The sequence below is a fragment of the Sinorhizobium psoraleae genome (assembly GCF_013283645.1).
Classification (GTDB): Bacteria; Pseudomonadota; Alphaproteobacteria; order Rhizobiales; family Rhizobiaceae; genus Sinorhizobium; species Sinorhizobium psoraleae.
Map to the genome: position 1 here is coordinate 93,432 of NZ_JABEKV010000002.1, position 18,526 is coordinate 111,957.

Annotated in this window: 21 protein-coding genes and 4 pseudogenes; 12 read left to right on the forward strand and 13 right to left on the reverse strand. The window is 60.8% G+C overall.

Annotated elements, in window-relative coordinates; all coding sequences use genetic code 11:
- Positions 1–108: 108 nt before the first annotated feature.
- On the reverse strand, positions 109–669 hold the full coding sequence (locus ILFOPFJJ_RS09235) for a GNAT family N-acetyltransferase (protein WP_210267387.1): 561 nt from the start codon (positions 667–669) through the stop codon (positions 109–111).
- Positions 670–1,023: 354 nt separating this feature from the next.
- Here ILFOPFJJ_RS09235 and ILFOPFJJ_RS09240 point away from each other — a divergent pair, with 354 nt between their 5' ends.
- Positions 1,024–1,335: a VOC family protein gene (locus ILFOPFJJ_RS09240; RefSeq protein ID WP_246299574.1), complete on the forward strand. Its 312-nt coding sequence runs from the start codon at positions 1,024–1,026 to the stop codon at positions 1,333–1,335.
- 18 nt (positions 1,336–1,353) lie between these two features.
- Positions 1,354–2,247 carry an arginase family protein gene (locus ILFOPFJJ_RS09245; RefSeq protein WP_173510275.1) on the forward strand — a complete coding sequence of 298 codons (894 nt, stop codon included), beginning with the start codon at positions 1,354–1,356 and terminating at the stop codon, positions 2,245–2,247.
- A gap of 228 nt (positions 2,248–2,475) precedes the next feature.
- Here ILFOPFJJ_RS09245 and ILFOPFJJ_RS09250 read toward each other — a convergent pair whose 3' ends face one another.
- The 3 genes and pseudogenes from ILFOPFJJ_RS09250 to ILFOPFJJ_RS09260 all read right to left on the reverse strand — a co-directional run.
- Positions 2,476–2,979 (reverse strand): SRPBCC family protein, encoded by a 504-nt coding sequence (locus ILFOPFJJ_RS09250; RefSeq protein ID WP_173510276.1) that lies wholly within the window; start codon positions 2,977–2,979, stop codon positions 2,476–2,478.
- On the reverse strand, positions 2,963–3,319 hold the full coding sequence (locus ILFOPFJJ_RS09255) for an ArsR/SmtB family transcription factor (RefSeq protein WP_173510277.1): 357 nt from the start codon (positions 3,317–3,319) through the stop codon (positions 2,963–2,965). The genes ILFOPFJJ_RS09250 and ILFOPFJJ_RS09255 overlap by 17 nt, the downstream gene beginning before the upstream one ends.
- 306 nt (positions 3,320–3,625) lie before the next feature.
- Positions 3,626–3,856: pseudogene (locus tag ILFOPFJJ_RS09260) on the reverse strand (DNA-3-methyladenine glycosylase I); the annotation flags it as partial.
- A 359-nt stretch (positions 3,857–4,215) separates the two neighbouring features.
- On the opposite strand from ILFOPFJJ_RS09260, the gene ILFOPFJJ_RS09265 reads away from it, so the two are divergent.
- Positions 4,216–5,031: an SH3 domain-containing protein gene (locus ILFOPFJJ_RS09265; RefSeq protein WP_173510279.1), complete on the forward strand. Its 816-nt coding sequence runs from the start codon at positions 4,216–4,218 to the stop codon at positions 5,029–5,031.
- 193 nt (positions 5,032–5,224) lie between these two features.
- Here the strand turns inward: ILFOPFJJ_RS09265 and ILFOPFJJ_RS09270 are convergent, their stop codons facing one another.
- On the reverse strand, positions 5,225–5,740 hold the full coding sequence (locus tag ILFOPFJJ_RS09270; protein WP_173510280.1) for a hypothetical protein: 516 nt from the start codon (positions 5,738–5,740) through the stop codon (positions 5,225–5,227).
- A 381-nt stretch (positions 5,741–6,121) separates the two neighbouring features.
- Here ILFOPFJJ_RS09270 and ILFOPFJJ_RS09275 point away from each other — a divergent pair, with 381 nt between their 5' ends.
- The 3 genes and pseudogenes from ILFOPFJJ_RS09275 to ILFOPFJJ_RS09285 form a co-directional block, all read left to right on the forward strand.
- Entirely contained in the window at positions 6,122–6,322 is a 201-nt protein-coding gene (locus ILFOPFJJ_RS09275) for a type II toxin-antitoxin system VapB family antitoxin (RefSeq protein WP_017958375.1), read from the forward strand.
- Positions 6,319–6,702: a type II toxin-antitoxin system VapC family toxin gene (locus ILFOPFJJ_RS09280; RefSeq protein ID WP_173510281.1), complete on the forward strand. Its 384-nt coding sequence runs from the start codon at positions 6,319–6,321 to the stop codon at positions 6,700–6,702. Before ILFOPFJJ_RS09275 ends, ILFOPFJJ_RS09280 begins: the two co-directional genes overlap by 4 nt.
- Before the next feature lie 214 nt (positions 6,703–6,916).
- Positions 6,917–7,261: pseudogene (locus ILFOPFJJ_RS09285) on the forward strand (transposase family protein); the annotation flags it as partial.
- Here the strand turns inward: ILFOPFJJ_RS09285 and ILFOPFJJ_RS09290 are convergent.
- The 3 genes and pseudogenes from ILFOPFJJ_RS09290 to ILFOPFJJ_RS09300 form a co-directional block, all read right to left on the reverse strand.
- A pseudogene (locus ILFOPFJJ_RS09290) lies at positions 7,240–8,139 on the reverse strand (IS5 family transposase); the annotation flags it as partial. The pseudogenes ILFOPFJJ_RS09285 and ILFOPFJJ_RS09290 sit on opposite strands and share 22 nt — an antisense overlap.
- Before the next feature lie 76 nt (positions 8,140–8,215).
- Positions 8,216–8,848, reverse strand: a pseudogene (locus tag ILFOPFJJ_RS09295) (phospholipase D-like domain-containing protein); the annotation flags it as partial.
- 19 nt (positions 8,849–8,867) lie between these two features.
- Positions 8,868–9,725, reverse strand: coding sequence for an endonuclease/exonuclease/phosphatase family protein (locus ILFOPFJJ_RS09300; protein WP_173510282.1), 858 nt, complete (start codon positions 9,723–9,725; stop codon positions 8,868–8,870).
- Positions 9,726–9,942: 217 nt separating this feature from the next.
- Here ILFOPFJJ_RS09300 and ILFOPFJJ_RS09305 point away from each other — a divergent pair, with 217 nt between their 5' ends.
- Positions 9,943–11,190 (forward strand): cytochrome P450, encoded by a 1,248-nt coding sequence (locus tag ILFOPFJJ_RS09305; protein ID WP_173510283.1) that lies wholly within the window; start codon positions 9,943–9,945, stop codon positions 11,188–11,190.
- Between the two features lie 139 nt (positions 11,191–11,329).
- Here ILFOPFJJ_RS09305 and ILFOPFJJ_RS09310 read toward each other — a convergent pair whose 3' ends face one another.
- The 3 genes from ILFOPFJJ_RS09310 to ILFOPFJJ_RS09320 are packed head-to-tail and all read right to left on the reverse strand — an operon-like array spanning position 11,330 to position 13,455.
- Positions 11,330–11,674 (reverse strand): cupin domain-containing protein, encoded by a 345-nt coding sequence (locus ILFOPFJJ_RS09310; RefSeq protein ID WP_173510284.1) that lies wholly within the window; start codon positions 11,672–11,674, stop codon positions 11,330–11,332.
- Positions 11,675–11,721: 47 nt separating this feature from the next.
- Positions 11,722–13,005 (reverse strand): O-acetylhomoserine aminocarboxypropyltransferase, encoded by a 1,284-nt coding sequence (locus ILFOPFJJ_RS09315; RefSeq protein WP_173510285.1) that lies wholly within the window; start codon positions 13,003–13,005, stop codon positions 11,722–11,724.
- Between the two features lie 21 nt (positions 13,006–13,026).
- The gene (locus ILFOPFJJ_RS09320) at positions 13,027–13,455 is read right to left on the reverse strand and encodes a CoA-binding protein (RefSeq protein WP_173510286.1); all 429 of its coding nucleotides are present in this window, start codon (positions 13,453–13,455) and stop codon (positions 13,027–13,029) included.
- Between the two features lie 198 nt (positions 13,456–13,653).
- On the opposite strand from ILFOPFJJ_RS09320, the gene ILFOPFJJ_RS09325 reads away from it, so the two are divergent.
- The gene (locus ILFOPFJJ_RS09325; protein ID WP_173510287.1) at positions 13,654–14,490 is read left to right on the forward strand and encodes an EamA family transporter; all 837 of its coding nucleotides are present in this window, start codon (positions 13,654–13,656) and stop codon (positions 14,488–14,490) included.
- 3 nt (positions 14,491–14,493) lie between these two features.
- Here the strand turns inward: ILFOPFJJ_RS09325 and ILFOPFJJ_RS09330 are convergent, their stop codons facing one another.
- Positions 14,494–15,315 (reverse strand): enoyl-CoA hydratase, encoded by an 822-nt coding sequence (locus tag ILFOPFJJ_RS09330; protein WP_173510288.1) that lies wholly within the window; start codon positions 15,313–15,315, stop codon positions 14,494–14,496.
- 135 nt (positions 15,316–15,450) lie between these two features.
- Between ILFOPFJJ_RS09330 and ILFOPFJJ_RS09335 the strand changes: the two genes are divergently transcribed.
- From ILFOPFJJ_RS09335 to rpsI, 3 genes are all read left to right on the forward strand, one after another.
- Positions 15,451–15,882 (forward strand): PaaI family thioesterase, encoded by a 432-nt coding sequence (locus tag ILFOPFJJ_RS09335; RefSeq protein ID WP_173510289.1) that lies wholly within the window; start codon positions 15,451–15,453, stop codon positions 15,880–15,882.
- A 225-nt stretch (positions 15,883–16,107) separates the two neighbouring features.
- On the forward strand, positions 16,108–16,572 hold the full coding sequence (rplM, locus tag ILFOPFJJ_RS09340) for a 50S ribosomal protein L13 (protein WP_173510290.1): 465 nt from the start codon (positions 16,108–16,110) through the stop codon (positions 16,570–16,572).
- 2 nt (positions 16,573–16,574) lie between these two features.
- Entirely contained in the window at positions 16,575–17,042 is a 468-nt protein-coding gene (gene rpsI, locus ILFOPFJJ_RS09345) for a 30S ribosomal protein S9 (RefSeq protein WP_173510291.1), read from the forward strand.
- A gap of 81 nt (positions 17,043–17,123) precedes the next feature.
- Here rpsI and ILFOPFJJ_RS09350 read toward each other — a convergent pair whose 3' ends face one another.
- Entirely contained in the window at positions 17,124–17,597 is a 474-nt protein-coding gene (locus ILFOPFJJ_RS09350) for an Lrp/AsnC family transcriptional regulator (protein ID WP_173510292.1), read from the reverse strand.
- Positions 17,598–17,710: 113 nt separating this feature from the next.
- Here ILFOPFJJ_RS09350 and ILFOPFJJ_RS09355 point away from each other — a divergent pair, with 113 nt between their 5' ends.
- Positions 17,711–18,502, forward strand: a complete 792-nt coding sequence (locus ILFOPFJJ_RS09355; protein WP_173510293.1) for a phenylalanine 4-monooxygenase — start codon at positions 17,711–17,713, stop codon at positions 18,500–18,502.
- Positions 18,503–18,526 lie beyond the last annotated feature (24 nt).

Genomic DNA, 18,526 nt, shown 5'->3' on the forward strand with positions numbered 1-18,526 from the left:
CTAGGCGCCCGCCGGCACACGGTCTCGCCGGTCTATTTCATCTTCGTTCCGCGGCTGTGCCGCGCGCCGGGCACCCGTATGCCACAAACTATCTGATCGAACTGAAGCTCAACGCGGCCGCCGCAGCATCGGGACGAGCGTCGGGGACGAACCGACCTGGATCGCGCCGAGCGGTTCGAAGCCGTGGCGTCGGTAGAACGGAATGTTGCGCGGGTTCGACGATTCCAAATAGGCTGGCGCGTGATCGCGATCGCACCGTTCGAGGGCGTACGCCATCAAGGCGTCGCCGTGACCTTCGCCTTGATGCGCCGGGTCGACGCCGATCAGGGGCAGGTACCAATGTGGTTCGGTCGGGTGGTATGTGGCCATCTGCTCGAATATGGCTGTGGTTTCGGGCGCAAGAGAGCGCGCAACCGTGCTCTCGAGCACCGCACCAAGGCCCTCCTCGTTGGCATGCACCCCGGGCGGTAGCCACAGCGCCGTCCCGGCGTAGCCGTCGGTGCAAAAGGCGCTTCCGTTAGAGAATGCGCTGCTCCCGAACGCCCGGATCATTCGCGGCATGGCCGCAAGGTACTGGTGTGCATGCGGCCAAGTCCATCGCGCCATGGGATCCGCTGCAAACGCCAGCATGATCGTTTCGACCGCCAGATCTTCCTCGGCCGCGGCCATAACTCTCACCGTTGGCGATTTCACACTGCCCTCCTGACGTAGGTGGTCCGACGAGGCGCCGGCGCCCGTTCCCAGCTACGCATCGTAAGCCGGACGGCGTCGGAGCGACCCGGTTGCTGCTGGCTCAGCGGTTCCGTTTGCTTCGGTCCATTCTGGCCCTCGGACATGAACATTCAAACATAATACCTTAGATGCAACTGGCGTCGACCCGCTGACAAACGACAGTCGGCTTCGAGGGAACAATGACCAGAAGCTGCCGTTAGGGGGCAAAGCTGGAGCGGAGGTCGTTGTGATCCACCATGCATCGGTAGGGACGAATGATGTGGGCGTTCGAAGCGCTTCTACGACGCCGTTTTGCCTATCATCGGCCTTGTGCCGATGGCCGAGGACGAGGGTGGACTAGGCTACGGAAGCGGCACGTTTCACTTCAGCGTTCAGGTTCCGATTGATGGAAAACCAGCGACCGTGGGCAATGGCACTCATATCGCCTTTGCCGTCGAGGACCGTTCGATGGTCAATCGATTTTACGCAGCAGCATTACAATATGGTGGTAGCGACAATGGCGCTCCGGGGCTGCGGCCGAACTACGATGCCAACTATTACGGGGCGTTCGTCCGCGATCCAGACGGTCACAAAATCGAGGCAGTGACCTACTCCGCAAAATAGCCGCTCACGGGGGCGCGCATGCCGAGCCTACCCTATGCAATTCTCGAAGCTCCCTCTACGCTGGGCCTCGCGACCGACGGAGTGGAGCGCTTGCCCGACCAACTCCTGGATCTCGGTCTTGCCGAGCGCATTGAGGCGCGCCGGGCCGAGCGCCTATTGGTGCCCCCGAAGGAACCGACGCCCGATCCCGAGACTGGCACCCTGAATGCCAGGGCAATTGCGGCGTGGTCGCCCAAGCTCGCCGACGCGGTGGAAGCGGTGCTTGACGCCGGCGAATTTCCGGTAGTACTCGGCGGCGATTGCACGATCGTGCTGGGCTCGATGCTCGCATTTCGACGGCGCGGCCGCTACGGCCTGTTCTTCATCGATGGCAACGCCGATTTCTTCCAGCCCGAGGCGGAACCCAATAGTGAGGGCGCCTCGATGGACCTCGCCTTGGTCACTGGCTACGGCCCGTCGCACCTGACCGACATTGAAGGTCGTGGCCCTCTGGTCCGTCCCGAAGACGCTGTCGCGTTCGCTTATCGCGATCATAAGGACCAGGAAGAGTACGGAAGCCAGCCGCTCCCTAAAGAGCTCAAGGCGATTGACCTTCCCGCCGTGCGTGCGATGGGCATCGAAGCCGCCGTGCGCGATGCGGTCGATCACCTGACGCGAGAGGAACTGGACGGCTTCTTCATTCATCTCGACGCCGATTGCCTCGACGACGTCATCATGCCGGCTGTCGATTTCCGCGTGCCGGGCGGGTTGTCGTGGGACGAGCTAGGGGCCACGCTTCGGGTTGCCTTGGCGAGCGGCAAGGCAGTCGGCATCGAGATCACCATCTACAATCCGCGCCTTGATGAGGACGGCCGCGCCGGGCGCGGCCTGACCGACATACTGGCCGTAGCGCTCGGAACAGCAGCGCCCTGAGCACGGTGGGCAACGTCTGCTTTCCACGCGTAACTGGGCGCACTCTGAACGACAGACTTTGGGTCGGTTGCCTAACGGCGGCTATCCGATAAATTTGCCGTATAGCAGACTTTCCGCTACCGGCCTGGGTGGTGTCGGACGGCAACGCGCCCTCGCTCCGGCCGGAAAGGCCGGTGGAGTCGCTTCCCAAGAGCAGACGTTCCCGCGAGGCGAGTTTCCCGACCCGCGCTACTCGCCTATGCTGGAAAGCAATTCGTCGAGCTGTTCCAGTTGCTCCGGCAATGCGGCCGCCCCGCCCTGTAGTGCTTCCTCAAGCGCCTCCTTGGACGGATAGACTTCGCGGAAATTCAGCAGCGTCTTCCCGCCCTGGTCCTCGAAGGTCACGGTCGTGACCGCGCCCTCTTCGCCCTCGTCGTTGGTCCAGACAATGCGCTCGTTCGGCACCACCTCGAGATACTTGCCGTAAAAGGCCATGGTGTCCGAACCGCCGGCGCCGAATTCCAGCCGATATTTGCCGCCGGTACGGACGTCCATATCGCACGATACGAGCGAAACGCCGGATGCCGATTTTGGCACCCACCAGCGCTGGAACAGCTCGGGCTGGCTCCACGCCCTGTACACCGTGCTCGGCGGCGCATTGAATGTTCGCGTTACGACGAGCTCGCGATCCCCTCTGCGCTCGACTAACGTGCGGTTCTGCGCACCACCTGCACTGTTAATTTGCTGTTTCATCGCTTCCCTCCTGTTTCATTTCGCTGATGATTTCGTCCAATGCTTCGAAGCGGGCCTCAAAGAGCTTGCGATGCGCCTCGATCCACTCGGCCTCCGCCTTGAGGCTGCGTTTCCCAAGCTTGCAGGTTCTCACCCGTCCGACCTTCTGCGTGACGACGAGCCCCGCCCGCTCGAGAACTTGGACGTGCTTTTTCATGCCGGTCAGCGTCATCTGGAACTTATCCGCGAGACTGGTGATCGACGCGTCCCCTCGCCCAAGCTGATCGATGATCCCGCGGCGGGTCGCATCGGATAGCGCCGCGAACGAGAGATCTAGCGAAGGACTTCCATACTGAACCATATAGTTCAGTGTCTAACCTGCTGGCGCAGGAAGCGCAAGCGTCTCGAAACTTTCTCTGCCGTAGACCGGTCATTCGAGGTCATGCACCGCGGCGGCGGCAGCAAATCGTCTGCTGCGGGTCAAGCGGACCTTCGAGCGCTGATGACGAATGTCGGCTTCAGCGCCTGCTCCCCGAAAGCAGTCCGCCGGCTAACGGCCCAGATCGGTCATTCATCCAAGCCGAGCTAATGACCGCAATTGGCGCACCCTGCTCATTCCGTTGAGCGAGACGAATGACCTACTTCCACCCATTGCGGACCTTGGCACCTAATACGATAAAAGGCTCAACTGGGGCCCCAAGCCTGCCGTGCCTCCCATCATGAAGATAGACGCAAAGCCAATCGCGCCTTTTCGACTTCCCCCCCCCATGAAGCAATCCTCTGTATGGTCGTTGACCAACCCCATCGCCTGGATAAAGGCATGAACGGTGGTGGGGCCGACAAATTCCCAGCCGCGCCTGCGCCATCCTTTCGAGAGTGCTTCGGAGGCGGGCGAGGTCGAACGGCTTTGCGGCCGCGCACCATCATCGTCCGGCTCGAAAGCGCTGTCCGGCATCCTCAATAGGTCCACTTCGCTACTGCTGAAGTATCCCGGAGAGCCTGTAGGTACCGTCCGCCTCGAGCGGCCCCCAACGCGCCCGGATAAACCGCTCCGGCACTTTTAAAGGCCTATACCCAAATTCTTCCGTTCAAGCTGCGTTCATGCAAAACGCGCTATAAATCATTGAAAGACATGACGATGTTGCCGCCCAACAAAGGCTTGCAGGCGCTCCAACTATGCCCGGGAACCGGAGAAAGACCGAGCAAAGTCAAATGCCGGATGTCGCATGACGGCTGCCTCCCGAGGGAGTTGAAAACGTGAAACGCACCCTTTTGAAAATTGCCGCAACCGGTATGCTTTTGCTTGCTCCGGCGATCGCTCAGGCGACAGAAGGCTTCGCGACGGCGAACGTCAATTTGCGCGCCGGCCCAAGCACGGCATATCCGGCGGTCACCGTAATTCCGGCCGGCGAATCCATCGAAATCTACGGCTGTCTTGCCGACGTGCCCTGGTGCGACGTGGAGTTCTACGGCGACCGTGGCTGGGTGCACGGCCGATATATACAGGTACTTTATCAACAGCGCCGTGTTTATGTCGGCCCTCGATATTATCGCCCGCTCGGTATTCCCGCCGTTGTCTTCAGCTTCAGCAGCTATTGGGATCGTCACTATCGCGACTATGACTTTTACCGCGATCGCGATCGCTGGCGCCGCGGATCGGACTTCTATCGCGTCCCCGACCGCCGTGCGGAACCTTACCGGCCGCCCCGCCGCAGACCTGAGTTCGAGCCGAGGCCGGCTCCGCCGCCGGAATTCGAACGGAGATGGGAGCGGAGGCCCGATTTTAGCCGTCCCCCTGAAAGACGCCGGGACTTTGATGATCGTCCGGATCGCCTCCCGGATTTCGATCGCGCGCCCAACCGCAGGCCGAACATCGACAGGCAGCGGGACTTTGACCGTGATCTGGGGCGCGGCGGCGATCGCAACCGCCGGAGCTTCGAACGTGGGGGCGATGACGGCGATCGAGTCATCCGCCGGGGCGACGACAACCGTAGCCGCCGCGATGGTGGCAATGACCGCCGCAGGCCGCAGCGACCTATCTGCCAACCCGGCGAACCGGGATGCCCGGACTAATGCGGTCCAGGGGCGGCAGAGATGCCGCCGCCCGAAGGCGCCGCACCCGTTGGAGCGAAAGCGGTTTTCGTGTTGCCGAAATTTAGGGAGTAGTACCGACCGAGTTCGGTCCATCTGTCGAAAATCCACCGGACAGAGCGCGCCATTTCCGATATCATTGGATCTCCAAGGAACCGACGAGCCCCGTCCGATCTCAAAGAGCGGCATGGCGATCGGATTGCATTCCTCTCGTATCGATCGTGTGCGCCTGCGCGAACTGGAAATTGTCCTTCACCGTTGCCGCCACGATGGCGTCATGAAGTCGGCCGCTCATGAAAAGCCGATTTTCAAGTTTGCGCTCGTGCCAGAGGTCTGCCCCCTCGAAGGCCGCCGTTGTCAGCGCAATATCGCCATCCTCGAGATCATAGGTGGCCCACAAGTCGTAGCCGTCCCGCTCCATCGTTCGGCGAGGACGAAGTTTTCGACTTTCGCTCGGGACGAAACTGTCTTTCACCGCGCCAAAATTGAGGAAATAGAAGGGCCCCGGCAACCGTGTCGTCTTGTCAGCTTCGTAAATCGGAAACTCGACCAATCCCCCTCCGCCGAGGTCGAAATCTTTCAGCACCTCGGCAAGCCTACCCTTCACCGCATAGAACGGACCCGCCGTAAAGAGATCTCCAACACGCTTCCAGTTGGCGAGGGCATCGGCTGTCAGCTGAAACCGACACACCTGCCGCCATCAAACCCCAGCGGGAAGGACGATCTTGCGCTCGATCGAAGCTGCGTGAAACATGCGTCGCTCCCGCAACTTAAGGTCGGGGATGGCAGGCTGCGGACGGCGGCCACGGTGTGCGGCTGGACGTGAAATCCCTCGCCTTGATGGGATACGAACCCGCGGCCCCTGCAGTTTTTAAGTTTCATGGGTACGATGTCGACGCATATCGCTTGCTAGGCCGCACTTGCTTTAGGCTTGGGGGCGCCCGCGACCGGGCAAAAATGCCCACGTTGCTGGATTTGCACATCCTACGACGGACGCATCAGAGTGGAGACCAGGCGTAGATTTCATCACCAAATGGTGCTATCCATAACACCAGAATCAGGAAACCAAACGATGCGATCGACTATCAACCTCGACGACACCCTCATGGAAAGGGCTAGGTCCCTAACCGGCACGAAAGAAACCGCCGCCCTGGTCCGCCAAGCGTTGGAGACGCTTGTTCGTGTGGAGTCGGGAAAACGCCTCATCGCGCTCGGGGGAACTATGCCGGATGCGGAGGCAGCCCCACGCCGCCGGAGCGCAGCTGCCAAGTGATACTTGCTGACACTTCCATCTGGATTGATCATTTCCGGCATGCCGATTCAGAGCTGCGTAGGATTATCGAGGACGATCGTCTCCTCTGCCATCCGGCCGTGATTGGAGAACTCGCACTTGGCAGTCTTCGGGATCGTAGCAGCGTGATAGCTTTCCTGGCGGCTCAGCGAGAAGCGTTCGTCGCAACGCACGACGAAGTCATGACCATGATTGATCGCCACGCCATTTTCAGTATGGGCATTGGCTACACAGATGCCCACTTGATGGCCTCAGTTCTCCTCGATCAGCGAGCGGCTTTGTGGACCAGAGACAAGCGTCTGCGGACAGCGGCCGAAAAGGCGGGGGCTTCACTGCACACGCCTACCAATGCGCGAAACTAAATGCTGAATCAAAGCGATAGCCGTTGCTCATGCTGGTCGTCAGCCGCATGAGCGCAGAGTTCCGTTCGATACATTATGCGATCTTCTTGGCCCAGAACATGAACATCCTCGCAGCAGGCGTGTACAGGGCTCGTTGTCGCTTGGCAGTTAATCGGGGTCATCCTCAATTTGTGTGGTTCACTCCCCGTTAGACATGATGCCGCTATGGTCGGGCATGCAAACGAAAACGAAATGGTCGCCCGGCCCAGGGGCAAAAGTTCTGGGTGTCGCGCTCACAAACGATGATGGTTGGGTTGTTTCCGCTTCCGGACCAGCCTTCGGCATTTGCCCTGATTGCGGACGGCGGACCCGAAATCGGCATGGCTGGTCCAACCGAAGCCTTCAGGATCTGCCGGTCCAGGGCAAGACCGTAACGGTTAAGCTTCGGTTGAGCCGCTGGCGGTGCGCACACCAAAAATGTGAACGACAAACATTCACCGACCAACTGCCGACGATTGCTCCCCCTTATGCGCGCCGGACAAGGAGGGTCTCCGAGATTGTCAGTCTGCTCGGCCATAGTGCGCGGCGACCATTGATGTTCTGCGCCACATGGGGCGTCACCTTCATCGACCGCAAATCTTTGACGAAGTCCTTTGTGTCATAGGCCTTGTCGGCACCCAGCGTGATCGTTCTTGGCCGATCGGCCAGGGGTTCGATCATGCGCAGCGCCGCGACCCGTTCGGCATATCCGCTGGCCTCAGTCAGGCAGGCATCGACCAGCAGGCCATGGCGGTTTTCCATCAGCCCGTGCCCCATGAAGCACAGCTTGGCCTCCTTGCCTTTGCCCTTCCTATAAAGTCTTGCATCGGGGTCGGTCGTTGAAGCATGCGTCTCGTTGGAACGCCTTTCGCCGTGGAAGTCTGCGTCCGCATTTCGACCGCCGCCATCCGACGGTGGTTCGCCCGAGCTCTCCTTCGGCTTGAAGCTCTTGATCGACGCCCAGGCTTCGATCAGCGTGCCATCGACAGAGAAGTGGTCCGTTGACAGCAACCGCTTTACCTTGGGCTGCGAAAGGATCGCACCGAGGAACTTCCCAGCAATGTCGCCTTCGAGCAACCGATCGCGGTTTTTCGAAAACACCGAATGGTCCCAAGCTGGATCGTCAATGCCAATGCCTACGAACCAGCGGAACAGAAGGTCGTATTCCAGCCGCTCCATCAAAAGCCGCTCAGAGCGGATCGAATAGAAGGCTTGCAAAAGCATGGCGCGCAGAAGCTTCTCAGGCGCAATCGATGGCCGCCCGATCGGCGAATAGAGCGCTGCAAACTCCCGTTCCAGCAAAACCAGAGCGTCGTTCACGATCTGCCGGATTGCCCGCAGCGGATGATCACGACGAACCCGATCCTCCAGATCGACATAGCTGAAGAGTTCACCCGTTCTCACATCGCCGCCGCGCATGCATCACTCCAAACTCGATGACGCGAGTGAATCACGGCGAAAGCCTCCAGGCCAGCTTCTTTTTTCAACAGCCTGCTAGGTCGCGAAAGTTCGAAAGCTCGGCAGCGTCGAAATAAGCATCGCCAATATTGCGCCCGCCGGCGATCGCGAGCCGGCCGTCCGCTATCCAAAGCTTGTTGTGCATGCGGCGCGTTGCGCTGAAGGCGCGGATGGCCATTTCGAAACCCCGCCGAAAGCGGTCCCTTCGCGCGCGGCTCGGATTGAACAGGCGGACGTCTATGTTCGGGTGCGCGTCAAGCGAGATGCACAGGCGATCATGGATCCCTGCATTGATATCATCGAGCAGCAATCGAATGCGCACGCCGCGGTCGGCGGCCATGACGAGTTCGCGCGTCAGCAGAAAACCGGTCAGATCGTCCTTCCAGTAATAATATTGCAGGTCGAGGCTGCGCCCGGCTCGCCGCGCGGAGTGCGCTCTCGCGACAAAGGCCTCGATGCTGTCGGATATCAGCGCGACGCCGTTTTGATGGGGATGGTCGAGCAGGATCTGGCCGATATCCAGGTCGATCGCGGTTTCGTTCTCGGCGACGGGCAGTGCAAAGGACGGCTGTGCCTGGGGGCGGCGTCCGAGCCGTCCATAGATATAAAGGATCATCGCGCCGACGAGGGCGATCAGAACGGCAAGAGAGACCGCAAACCAGGGGATCATCGCAGCCCGCCTCAGCCTGCTACGCCGAGCCCGTCCCGATCAGCTCGGCGCGAACCGGATCGTTATCGCTTTTGTGAGCCGCCTTCAGGTCAATCGAGGCCTTGACCGGCAGATGGTCCGAGGCAACGCGCGCCAGGGGTGTGTCGTGGACCGCCACGGATGTCACCAGATGATGCGGATTGCCAAGCACACGATCGAGCGGCAGAAGCGGAAAACGCGACGGAAAACTGGCGACGGCCGCGTGCGAAGGATCGAAGATCGGGCTCAGAAAACTGAGCGATGAACGCTTGCCCATGCGCCATTCGTTGAGATCGCCGATAAGCAGCGTCGGCCGCCCGACCCCATCGGCTGCGGCACGCAGAATGGCCTCGGCCTGCCGCGCCCGGGAGTGGCGCAAAAGGCCGAGGTGAGCGGCGATCACCCGCAGCGGCCCGGCCTTGAGGTCGAGATCGACGACCAGGGCGCCGCGCGGCTCGACACCGGGCAGCTTCAACTGGCGGAGATCGGAAACAGCCCCTTCTCTCAGCAAGAGGACGTTGCCGTGCCAGCCGTGCCCCTTGGCTGAAAAGGGCGAGATCGGCACGGAAACCAGATGGGCCTCGCGCCGCAGGTGCTCGAGGTCGAGGAGCCCGGCGCGTTCGCCGAAACGCTGATCCGCTTCTTGCAGGGCGACGATATCCGCACCGATCTCGCTGATGACCTGGGCCGTGCGCGCCGGGTCAAACCGGCCGTCGGTGCCGACACATTTATGGATATTGTAGGAGGCTATGACGATGTCTCCGCGCTCCACCGCCGCATCGCGCCCAATAACCGTGGGCCGTCGTTTGCGGATCGCCGCAAGAATGCCCGCGGATAAACTGTTCTGTACTTTTGCCATGCCGCTCCCTGCTTGCTGCCGCATCATGCTCAAATAAGTCGCCCCGTGCCACTGAAAAAGTCCGGCTCCTGCATGTTGTTCCTTCCCTCGGGATCGCGGGGCTCCCGTCGTGAGCCGCACGCACGTTCGCCGGCTGATTACGCTTGCGGTACCTGCATCCGGCGCAATAGAGATGCAGATGAAGCAGCGAGCCTATCCTTACGTGAAGAGTTGAGTCATGCCTGTAATTCCCGGTCTCTCCATCGACGGTTCCACCCGGCGCGTTTCTCTTGACGTTCGCAATCCGGATTTCTTCTGCAATCCGCTCCCCGCCTATGCAGCGCTGCATGCACAATGTCCCGCCTTCTTCTGGGAAGAGCCGCAGCAATGGTATTTTGCGGGCTACGACCAGGTGAACGGCCTTCTGCGCGACCGCCGTTTCGGCCGCCAGATCCTGCATGTCGCGACGCGCGACGAACTCGGGATGCCAGAGCCGAAACCGCATCTGAAGGATTTCGATGCGCTGGAGGCACATTCGCTGCTGGAACTGGAGCCGCCGGCGCACACCCGGCTGAGGACGCTCGTCAACCGCGCTTTCGTGTCGCGGCAGATCGAGCAGCTGAGACCGGAGATCGAGGCGCTCTCGCATGCCGTCATCGATGGTTTCGAGAAGAACGGCGAGGTGGAATTGCTGAAGACCTACGCCGAGACGATCCCGGTGACGATCATCGCGCGCATGCTTGGTATTCCGGTGGAAGCGGCCCCTCGCCTCCTCGACTGGTCTCATCGCATGGTCCGGATGTACGTGTTCAATCCGACCTTCGAAACCGAGCTCGACGCCAATCAAGCGTCGGCGGAATTCGCCGCCTACCTGACAGACATCATCGCTGAAAAGCGCGCCAATCCGGCCGACGATCTGTTGACGCATATGATCACGTCCGAAAAGGACGGGGAACGACTGTCGGACGCCGAACTGATGTCGACGGCGGTCCTGCTCTTGAATGCCGGCCACGAGGCGACGGTCCACCAGATCGGCAATGCGGTGCGGACGATCCTTCAATCGGGTCTTTCGCCGTCTGAACTGTTCGCGAGCGAGGAAACGACCGAACGGACCATCGAAGAATGCCTCCGCTTCGCGGCACCGCTGCATATCTTCCAGCGCTATGCGCTTGCAGATATCGAGCTCGAGGATGGCATCACCCTGAAAAAGGGCGACAAAATCGGACTAATGCTGGGTGCAGCCAATGTAGACCCGCGGAAGTTCTCGGCGCCCGATACATTCAAACCCTACCGGGACGAGGGCCCCAATGTTTCGTTCGGTGCGGGTCTGCACTTCTGTATCGGCGCGCCGCTGGCACGGCTCGAACTCAGGCTTTCCCTGCCGATCCTTTTCAAGCGTCTGCCGGGGATGCGGCTCATGCACGAGCCGCATGTCAAGGATAGCTTCCATTTCCACGGTCTGGAGCGCCTGGATCTCGTCTGGTAGACGGCTCCTCGGCGCGCTGCACCCCGTAGCGTTCCGCCGGTCGATCGCGGGAGAGATCGGGCACGAGTATCATGCGCGCCCGGAAGAGCGCCAGCGTTATGACGATGTTATTGCGCCAAACGGCCCCAAAATCTCCCTGCTACAGGCGGATAACATAGTCCTTGCGAGTCGTTTCAACGACTTCCCAGGTTCCCTTGAAACCGGGCCTGAGAATCATGCTGTCGCCGGCTCTGAGGTGCACGGACTCCTGCCCCTCCTCGGTTACGATCGAATGGCCGGACAGAACGTGGAAATATTCCCATTCCTCGTAGACGATCCGCCACTTTCCGGGCGTCGCCTCCCAGATGCCCGCGTAGAGGCCACCATCCGCCTCCTCCAAGTTCCAGGTGCGAAACTGCGGGTTTCCGGAAATCAGCCGGTCAGGCGCCGGCGCTCCAATTTCCGCTTCGGCAGAAGACAGATCGAACTTCAAGAAACTGCTCATGATGCACCTATCTGGCAAACGCGCCTGAACGCCGCGTCGCTCCTTTTTCAGATCTTTGCCAGGGACTGTTCAAGGTCGGCGATGATGTCGGCGACGTCCTCGATGCCGATCGAGAGGCGGATGACGTCGGGCCCGGCACCGGCCGCCACCTGCTGCTCGGGCGTGAGTTGGCGATGGGTGGTCGACGCAGGGTGAATGACGAGCGACCGCGTATCGCCGATATTGGCGAGGTGCGAGAACAATTCGAGCCCCTCGACAAACCGTTTTCCGGCCTCGTAGCCGCCCTTGAGGCCGAAGGTAAAGACGGCGCCCGCTCCCTTCGGTGAATAGCGTTTCTGTAGCGCGTTGTTCTGATCATCATCCAGACCGGAATAGCGAACCCAGGATACCTTGTCGTGCTCCCTCAGCCATTTCGCTGCGGCCAGCGCATTGTCACAATGGCGCTGCATCCTGAGCGGCAATGTCTCGATGCCGGTCAGGATCATGAAGGCGTTGAACGGCGAGATCGCCGGCCCGAAGTCACGCAGGCCGAGCACACGCGCCGCGATCGCGAAGGCGAAGTTACCAAAGACCTCATGCAGCACGACACCGGCATATTCCGGACGCGGCTCGGAAAGAAGCGGATACTTGTCCGATTTCGACCAGTCGAAGGTGCCGCCATCGACGATGATCCCGCCCATCGAATTGCCGTGGCCGCCGATGAACTTGGTGAGCGAGTGAACGACGATGTCTGCGCCATGCTCCAGCGGTCGAAGCAGGTAGGGCGTCGCCATCGTGTTGTCGACGATCAGCGGCAAGTCGTGTCTGCGCGCCACCTCGGCGATCGCCGCGATATCGACGAAGGTACCCCCGGGATTGGCGAGGCTTTCGATGAATATTCCCTTGGTCCGCTCATCGATCTTGGCATCGAAACTTGCAGGATCCGCGCAGTCCGCCCAGCGAACCTGCCAGTCGAACGATTTGAAGGCTTGGCCGAACTGGTTGACGGAGCCGCCATAGAGCTGCTTTGCGGCGACGAAGTTGTCGCCCGGCCGCATGATCGTATGGAAGACCAGGAGCTGCGCCGCATGTCCCGAGGCGACCGCAAGTGCCGCCGTGCCCCCTTCGAGCGCGGCGATGCGCTCCTCCAGCACCGCTTGCGTCGGGTTCATGATGCGGGTGTAGATGTTGCCGAACTGCTGCAGGCCGAAGAGTGCGGCAGCGTGATCGGTATCGTCGAAAACGAAGCTCGTCGTCTGGTAGATCGGCGTGACGCGCGCGCCCGTTGTCGGGTCGGGTTGCGCCCCGGCGTGAATTGCAAGCGTGCTGAAACCCGGGCCCACCTTCGCCATTCATTCCTCCTGAACCACCATTTAGCCGATAAGGCGCGGATATTCGATCGCGGGACAGCGGTCCATGACGACCTTGATCCCGGCGCCCTCCGCCTTGGCCGCGGCCTTGTCGTCGCGAACGGACAGCTGTCCCCAGATCACCTTCGGCAAGGAGGGGAGCTCGAGGATTTCGTCGACGAGCGCCGGCAGCGCGTGGGCGGCGCGGAAGACGTCGACCATGTCGATCGGCTCCTTTATATCGGCGAGCCTCGCCACGACCGGCTGGTCAAGGATCGTCCTTCCGGCCTGGCCCGGATTGACCGGGATCACGCGATATCCCTTGCGCAGCAGGAAGGCCATCACGCGGTGACTCGGCCGCTCGGCCTTCGGCGAGGCGCCGACCAGCGCGATAGTCTTCGTCGTGCGCAGGATGTCGGCGAGATAGTAGTCCGGGTAGGCGTCGTGATTCATGCTGGGCACATCCAAGGATCATTCACATGCGTGGATACTTGGCCTCGCACGCCGACAAGTCAACCGAAGCGGGCAGGATCGGTCGCCATTTCAACAATGGTCCCGACATTTGACCATCGGTTGATGGAATCCGGTTGCATTTCGTCCAGCACAGCTCCACAACCCCCAAGCGTTCCACATCGTCCCGCCGAGGTTACCTTGCCACTTGACGTTATCGTCCTTGTCCTATTCGGGGCGCTTCTGCACGCAACCTGGAACGCACTCGTCAAGGCCGGGTCGGAAAAGTCGCTTGACGCCGCCATGATTGCGCTCGGCGCGGCGGCCGTGGCCGTGCCTTTCCTGCCTTTCCTGCCGCTCCCCACGTCCCAAGCGTGGCCCTTCATCCTGGCTTCGGCAGTCTTCCAGTTCGTCTATTTCCAGTTGGTTGCGGCATCCTATCGTGCCGGCGACATCGGTCTCGTCTATCCACTGATGCGCGGCGTCGCTCCGCTCATCGTCGCCTCGACGAGCAGCATCATTGTCGGCGAGGAACTGAGCAGCGGGGCCGTCGCCGGCATCATGACGATCTGCGCCGGTGTGCTGACGCTCGCCTTCGAATCCCGCAAAGGCGGCAAGCACGCGATGCTGCTGGCACTCGCCAATGCCTGCGTGATTGCGTGCTACACCTATGTCGACGGCATCGGGGCGCGGATTTCCGGCAATGCCATTTCCTACACGCTGTGGATGGCGTTGCTGCCGCCCGTGCTTCTCTTCACCTGGGCGTTCATCCGGCGCGGGGTGAAACCGGTCGTGCGGCATGTCCGCCAGCACTGGTGGCGCGGGCTGATCGGCGGGGCTGGATCGCTCGGCGCCTATGGCCTGGCGCTCTGGGCGATGACCAAGGCGCCGGTCGCGACGGTCGCGGCGCTTCGGGAAACATCGATACTTTTCGCAGTCGTGATCTCTGTCGTCTTTCTCAAGGAGCGGGTCAGCGTCTGGCGCATCGCCGCCGCTTCCGTCATAGCGCTCGGCGCCCTGCTCCTCAGACTTGCTTGACGATCAGTCCTCTTTCCATTCCGGCATGCGCTTGCCGAGAAAGGCTCCGATGCCCTCTTCCGCATCGCCGGCAAGCATGTTCTCGACCATCACGCCGACAGCATAATCATAGGCGTCGGCCAATGGTATTTCGGCTTGCCGATAGAAAGCTTCCTTGCCGATTTTCAGTGCCTGCGGCGACTTCGAGGCGATAATGGCGGCGTATTTGTCGACTACCTGGCGCAGATACTGCTGCGGCACGATGCGATTGACGAGCCCGAAATCCTTGGCCGTGGCGGCATCGATCGTCTCGCCCGTCAACAGCATCTCCATCGCCTGCTTGCGGTGCGCCGCGCGCGAGAGCGCCACCATCGGCGTCGAACAGAACAGACCGATGTTCACGCCGGGCGTGCAGAACGTCGAACTGTCGGTGCAGATCGCCAGATCGCAGCTTGCCATCAGCTGGCAGCCGGCAGCCGTCGCCAAACCGTCGATCTCGGCGATCACCGCCTGCGGTAGCCGGGTGATCTTCAGCATGAGGTCTGCAGCAAGCCGGATCGTGCGCTCGAAAAAGGCCCGGCCGCGATCTTCGTCGGCGCGATGCAAGGTCATCTCCTTGAGATCATGGCCGGCGGAGAAGAGCTTGCCCGCGGCCGCAATCACGATCACCTTGATGTCCTTCGAGGAGGCGACCGCCCCGAGCTCTGCCAGAAGCGCTTCCATCAGGGCGATCGAAAGGACATTCGCCGGCTGATTGTTGAGCGTCAGCCGCAGGACCGGGCCGTTTGCCTCGCGCAGCAGCAAGCCGTTCTGTTCTTCCTTCCTGAATGAGACGACGTCCGCCATGACCTTCTCCGAATGGTATCCGTGGATGACGCGTGGTACGCCGCCGTGGCCGCTCTTTCAACCCTAAGACCATTTTCCGGCTTGCACGATCGGCACGAAGAGCCTGTAACGAGGACATGAAAGAGGAGGATAGCGATGAAGCTGCAGCCTATCATGACAGTCGAAGAGTTAAACAGCTTCCTCGATACCGACTTTCCGCAGGTCCATACGGACGGAAAGGTTTTCGCCGTGACGGCTACCGGGCCGGGTTTTGCAACGATGCGGCTCGATCCGAACGAACGCCATATTCGCCCCGGCGGTACGGTGTCCGGGCCGACGTTGTTCGCTCTTGCCGACGTATCCGCCTATATCGCACTGATTGCACATATCGGCCCGATTGCTCTTGCCGTCACCACGAACCTCAACATCAACTTCCTGAGAAAACCGGAGCCGGAGCCGCTCGAATGCACCTGCCGGATCCTGAAACTCGGCAAACGGCTTGCCGTCCTCGACGCTTCGATAACGTCCGTCGGTGGGGAGGAACTGGTTGCCCACGCAACCGCGACTTACTCGATTCCGCCGCGTTGATATGTGGTATCTTCACACCACACATATAACCACTTGATTTTTCGACACATTCTTTTGAGCCTCGCAAGAAGACACCCTTGACGGCTTTTTCACACTTCCGTATAAGCTGCGCTCAGATCGCGGTCCCCTTCGGGCCGCCTTCTTTTTTGGCCCGCCCTGCGGATCAAACCAAGCAACAAGAAAAGCCCGGCGCTATGCTTCCGGGTCCAACGAAAGAGTTTAGATATGGCAACCTTCGTTCAGAAGCCTGCAGAGGTGGAGAAGAAGTGGATCATCATCGACGCCGAAGGCCTCGTTGTCGGTCGCCTCGCTTCCATCATCGCAAACCGCCTGCGCGGCAAGCACAAAGCCACGTTCACGCCGCATGTTGACGATGGCGACAACGTCATCGTGATCAATGCCGAGAAGGCCGTCCTCACTGGCAAGAAGTACACCGACAAGAAGTACTACTGGCACACCGGCTATCCCGGCGGCATCAAGGAGCGCACCGCGCGCCAGATCATCGAAGGCCGCTTCCCGGAGCGCGTCATCGAGAAGGCCGTTGAGCGCATGGTTCCGCGCGGCCCGCTCGGCCGTCGTCAGATGAAGAACCTGCGTGTCTACGCCGGCTCCAACCACCCGCATGAAGCACAGCAGCCGACCGTCCTGGACGTCGCCAAGCTGAACAGCAAGAACACAAGGAGCGCCTGATAATGGCTGACCTTTCCGCTCTCAAGGATATCGCCACGACCGCGGAACCGGCTGCTCCGGTTCACGTCAAGAAGGTCGACGCGCAGGGCCGCTCCTACGCGACCGGCAAGCGCAAGGACGCCGTTGCCCGCGTTTGGGTCAAGCCCGGCTCCGGCAAGATCACCATCAACGGCAAGCCCTATGTGGCTTACTTCGCCCGTCCGGTTCTGCAGATGATCCTGCAGCAGCCGATCGTCGCCGCTGCCCGTGACGGCCAGTTCGACATCGACGCGACCGTTGCCGGTGGTGGCCTCTCCGGCCAGGCCGGTGCCGTTCGTCACGGCATTGCCAAGGCCCTCACCTACTTCGAACCGGGCCTGCGCTCCGTTCTGAAGCGCGGTGGCTTCCTCACCCGCGACAGCCGCGTGGTCGAGCGCAAGAAATATGGCCGTGCAAAGGCACGCCGTTCGTTCCAGTTCTCCAAGCGTTAATCGCTGGCAGTTACTGCACTTCCAAAGGCCGGGCATGTCCCGGCCTTTTTGTTTGGCCGTTTTCGATTTTCGCTTGGCCTTTCAGATCGGCAGTTCCGTGGTCGACTTGAGCTCCCTCAGCACAAAGCTCGACACCACCGTCCGCACATGTGGATTGCGCATCAGGTAGCGCGTCATGAACGCGTCATAGCTTTCTACATCCGCCGCCCGGATCTTCAGCATGTAGTCGAACGTGCCGGAGAGCGCGTAACATTCCATGATTTCCGGCCTGTCCCTGACCACGGCCGAGAACGAGGCGATCGCCTCGTCATGGTGATCCTCGAGCGTCACATGGGCGATGATGCAGAGCTTCAGATCCAGCTTTGCCGGATCGAGCAGCGCCACGCGCTTCCGAATCACGCCGTCTGCCTCGAGTTCCTGCAGCCGACGCCAGGCCGAGCTTTGCGACATTCCGGCCTTTTCCGCCAGTTCCGCGAGCGACTGGCCGCCGTCAGCCTGGATCAAGCGAAGCAATCGGCGCAACGGTTGGAACGTTTCCTTCAAATCTGACGGCATTTTCGAAATTTCCTCCCGTCAGGAAGCCGGCAACCGGCAACTGTGAAACAAATACTCAGCCCGTTGGGGATACAATTGCAACAGCAATCTGTTCTGACGAATGAGGAGACGTCATGACCAAGCAAAGCACCTACACCGCGAAGCTGCCGGAACCGGACGGCACCTATCTCTATACACCGGAGGAGGATGCGGTCTGGGGCGAACTCTATCGGCGGCAAATGAAGCTGCTTGCCGATAAGGCATGCGACGAATATCTCGAAGGCGTGAGGACCCTCGGCCTCAAGCCGGACCATGTCCCCCAACTCAAGGACGTTAACGCGAGGCTCGCCGAAACCACGGACTTCGGCGTCGAGGGCGTGCCGGCGCTCATTCCGCCTTCACGTTTCTACGAACTCCTGTCGCAGGGCAAGTTCCCGCTCGCGACATTCATGCGCCGGCGGGAGCACATCGACTATATCGAGGAACCGGACCTCTTCCACGAGGTTTTCGGCCATTGCCCGCTGCTGACCAACCAGAGCTACGCCAATTTCGTCCGGCGCTTCGGCCAGAAGGCGGTCAAGCTCGGCAAGGACTATTCGTGGCACCTGTTCCGCTTCTTCTGGTTCACGGTGGAGTTCGGCCTGATCAACACACCGAAGGGCCGGCGCTGCTACGGCGCAGGTATCGTCTCGTCAACGAGCGAGACGCGCCATGCCATGGAGACGATGGACTGCGAATTCCGACCTTTCGATCTGATGAGCGTTCTGCGGACGCCCTACCGCATCGATATCGTCCAGCCGATCTACTATGTCATCGACAGCTTCGCCCAGCTCGAGACGATTATTGAGGAGGACATCACGGCTCGGATCAATGAAGCCAAGAGGCTTGGTGATTTTGCGCCGACCTTCGAGGCCAAGGCATCCTGAGGGGCTGCCCCTACTGCATGTTTC

Excerpts from the sequence above, each read along its gene's own strand:
- ILFOPFJJ_RS09235 (WP_210267387.1), bottom strand. The coding sequence starts at position 669 with ATGGCCGCGGCCGAGGAAGATCTGGCGGTCGAAACGATCATGCTGGCG.
- ILFOPFJJ_RS09245 (WP_173510275.1), top strand. The coding sequence starts at position 1,354 with ATGCCGAGCCTACCCTATGCAATTCTCGAAGCTCCCTCTACGCTGGGC.
- ILFOPFJJ_RS09250 (WP_173510276.1), bottom strand. The coding sequence starts at position 2,979 with ATGAAACAGCAAATTAACAGTGCAGGTGGTGCGCAGAACCGCACGTTA.
- ILFOPFJJ_RS09255 (WP_173510277.1), bottom strand. The coding sequence starts at position 3,319 with ATGGTTCAGTATGGAAGTCCTTCGCTAGATCTCTCGTTCGCGGCGCTA.
- ILFOPFJJ_RS09275 (WP_017958375.1), top strand. The coding sequence starts at position 6,122 with ATGCGATCGACTATCAACCTCGACGACACCCTCATGGAAAGGGCTAGG.
- ILFOPFJJ_RS09300 (WP_173510282.1), bottom strand. The coding sequence starts at position 9,725 with ATGGCAAAAGTACAGAACAGTTTATCCGCGGGCATTCTTGCGGCGATC.
- ILFOPFJJ_RS09305 (WP_173510283.1), top strand. The coding sequence starts at position 9,943 with ATGCCTGTAATTCCCGGTCTCTCCATCGACGGTTCCACCCGGCGCGTT.
- ILFOPFJJ_RS09310 (WP_173510284.1), bottom strand. The coding sequence starts at position 11,674 with ATGAGCAGTTTCTTGAAGTTCGATCTGTCTTCTGCCGAAGCGGAAATT.
- ILFOPFJJ_RS09315 (WP_173510285.1), bottom strand. The coding sequence starts at position 13,005 with ATGGCGAAGGTGGGCCCGGGTTTCAGCACGCTTGCAATTCACGCCGGG.
- ILFOPFJJ_RS09320 (WP_173510286.1), bottom strand. The coding sequence starts at position 13,455 with ATGAATCACGACGCCTACCCGGACTACTATCTCGCCGACATCCTGCGC.
- ILFOPFJJ_RS09330 (WP_173510288.1), bottom strand. The coding sequence starts at position 15,315 with ATGGCGGACGTCGTCTCATTCAGGAAGGAAGAACAGAACGGCTTGCTG.
- ILFOPFJJ_RS09335 (WP_173510289.1), top strand. The coding sequence starts at position 15,451 with ATGAAGCTGCAGCCTATCATGACAGTCGAAGAGTTAAACAGCTTCCTC.
- rplM (WP_173510290.1), top strand. The coding sequence starts at position 16,108 with ATGGCAACCTTCGTTCAGAAGCCTGCAGAGGTGGAGAAGAAGTGGATC.
- rpsI (WP_173510291.1), top strand. The coding sequence starts at position 16,575 with ATGGCTGACCTTTCCGCTCTCAAGGATATCGCCACGACCGCGGAACCG.
- ILFOPFJJ_RS09350 (WP_173510292.1), bottom strand. The coding sequence starts at position 17,597 with ATGCCGTCAGATTTGAAGGAAACGTTCCAACCGTTGCGCCGATTGCTT.
- ILFOPFJJ_RS09355 (WP_173510293.1), top strand. The coding sequence starts at position 17,711 with ATGACCAAGCAAAGCACCTACACCGCGAAGCTGCCGGAACCGGACGGC.